Below are 2,283 nucleotides of genomic sequence, written 5' to 3'. Positions count from 1 at the left end.
TTGCAACTGCCATTGCCCTCTTCTGCTCTGCCATAGCTTGATAAATCTTCTTATCCGCCTCTGCCTGATCAATCCTTAACTTCGCACCGATGTTTTTCCCAACATCTACATCTGCTATATCAATGGATAGTATTTCAAAGGCAGTACCTGCATCAAGACCCTTCTCAAGCACTGTTTTTGAGATTAAATCTGGGTTTTCAAGCACATCCTTGTGGCTCTCTGCAGAACCTATGGTTGTAACAATTCCTTCACCTACCCTTGCGATAATAGTTGCCTCTCCTGCTCCTCCAACCAATCTCTCTATATTTGCCCTAACTGTGACCCTTGCCTTTGCCTTAAGCTCAATTCCATCCTTTGCCACTGCAGCAACAATTGGTGTTTCAATGACCTTTGGGTTAACGCTCATCTTCACAGCTTCAAGCACATCTCTTCCTGCAAGGTCAATGGCTGCTGCCCTTTCAAAGTTAAGAGGAATTCCAGCTCTTTCTGCAGCAATCCATGCATCAATTACCTTATCCACATTTCCACCTGCAAGGTAGTGGGCTTCCAATTTGTCAACGCTTGCTTCAAGTCCTGCCTTTCTTGCCTTTATAAGTGGAAGAACAATTTTTGCTGGTGGAACCCTTCTCAATCTCATTCCAATGAGTGTGAATAACCCCACAGGTACACCTGCAGCCATGGATGCAATCCATAAACCTACAGGAATAAAACTAAATACCACTATGATAAGTATTAAGATTATTATCACAGTGAACCATACACCCAATCCAAACATCTTTACCTCCTTTCCTTCATTTTACCAGACAAGAGAGGTTTTTTAAATTAGAACAAAAGAATTATTGACTTGAAGGGAATGGTAATATATCATAGGTGTAGTTGAGCAAAAAGATGAAAAAAGTTGTTGGAATAATAGCAAATCCTGAATCTGGAAAGGATATAAGAAGATTGGTTTCACAGGCAAGTGTTTTTGACAACATGGAGAAGGTAAGTATAGTAAAAAGACTCCTTACCACAATTGAGAAGTTTGGAATAAGAGATTTCCTTGCTATGCCTGATACCTTCGGTATTGTGAAGAGAGCGTTGAATGCTCTAAGGAATTCATCAAAGTTTAATGTTGAGTTCCTTTCCATGAAGATTAATGGAGACTGGAGTGATACATACGAAGCAGCAAAATTAATGGAGGGGAAGGTTGGAGCGATAATAGTAATTGGAGGGGATGGCACAAACAGAGCTGTTGCAAAGGCATGTAATGACACACCCATAATGCCAATCTCCACAGGAACAAACAATGCTTTTCCATACATGGTAGAGGCGACAGTTGCAGGAGAAGCTGTTGCTGCCGTTGTAAGTGGAGTTGTTGATAAGGATGAGTGTTGTTTTAAGGCAAAGAGGCTTGAGGTTTTAAGGGATAATTCCCTTCTGGATATAGCACTTGTAGATATTGCAGTTACAACCCACTCCTTTGTAGGATCTAAAGCTCTCTGGAATCCTGAGTACATAAAAGAGGTGATTGTAACTATATGCAATTCTTACAACATTGGCTTGAGTTCCATAGGTGCCTCTATAAAGGAGATTGATGTGGAGGATGATGAGGGATTATACATAAAACTTGGGAGTAAAAATTTTGTTATGGCACCTATAGCTCCGGGGATGGTTAGGGAGATTGGTATAGATAAATTTAAAATCTTAAGGATTGGAGAGAAGGTTGAGATTGAGACCATACCTTCCCTTCTTGCCTTTGATGGGGAGAGGGAGCTTATGGTAAAAGACAAGGTTTTTGTAAAACTCTCTCGCAACGGTCCCATAGTGATTGATTATAAAAAGACACTTAGAAATGCTTTAAAAAAAGGCTTTAGAAAGATAATTTAAAAGGAGGGTGTTATGGATTTTAAAGTAGCACACTTTAGCGAGGTTGAGGAAAAAGAAGTGGTTATGGAGGGAGTTAAGGATACCTTCATAAGATGGTTAATCATTGGTCCAAACTTTGCAATGAGAATGTTCAGACTTAAACCCGGTGGATACACTCCCCACCACTCCCATGACTGGGAGCATGAAGTCTTTATACTCAAGGGTAAAGTTAAGATAAAATGCGGTGATAAGGAAGAGATTGGAGAGAAGGATTACTTTGCTTATGTTCCACCAAACACAAAACATCAATTTATAAATATTGGTGAGGAGGATGCAGTATTTCTATGCATCATACCCGATAAAGGTGTAAAGAAGTAAAAAGAAGGGTTTTCCTTTAAAATTATTTAGACTTTACAAGAGGGAATACTTTTAGAG

Annotated in this window: 3 protein-coding genes; 2 read left to right on the top strand and 1 reads right to left on the bottom strand. The window is 39.6% G+C overall.

Going from position 1 to position 2,283, the window contains the following annotated elements; translation table 11 throughout:
* The coding region (gene floA, locus J7J33_00200) for a flotillin-like protein FloA (protein ID MCD6167720.1) at positions 1–775 on the bottom strand (775 nt) is incomplete at its 3' end.
* 113 nt (positions 776–888) lie between these two features.
* On the opposite strand from floA, the gene J7J33_00195 reads away from it, so the two are divergent.
* The gene (locus J7J33_00195; GenBank protein MCD6167719.1) at positions 889–1,869 is read left to right on the top strand and encodes an NAD(+)/NADH kinase; all 981 of its coding nucleotides are present in this window, start codon (positions 889–891) and stop codon (positions 1,867–1,869) included.
* Positions 1,870–1,881: 12 nt separating this feature from the next.
* Complete coding sequence (locus tag J7J33_00190) at positions 1,882–2,226, top strand: cupin domain-containing protein (GenBank protein MCD6167718.1); 345 nt, start codon at positions 1,882–1,884, stop codon at positions 2,224–2,226.
* The last annotated feature ends 57 nt before the right edge of the window (positions 2,227–2,283 follow it).

The organism is Caldisericia bacterium, from assembly GCA_021158845.1.
Lineage (GTDB): Bacteria > Caldisericota > Caldisericia > B22-G15 > B22-G15 > B22-G15.
This window is presented reverse-complemented; position numbering and strand designations above follow the sequence as displayed.

What these genes read in the sequence shown, in the direction of transcription:
- J7J33_00195 (MCD6167719.1), top strand. Translation starts at nt 889, where the DNA reads ATGAAAAAAGTTGTTGGAATAATAGCAAATCCTGAATCTGGAAAGGAT.
- J7J33_00190 (MCD6167718.1), top strand. Translation starts at nt 1,882, where the DNA reads ATGGATTTTAAAGTAGCACACTTTAGCGAGGTTGAGGAAAAAGAAGTG.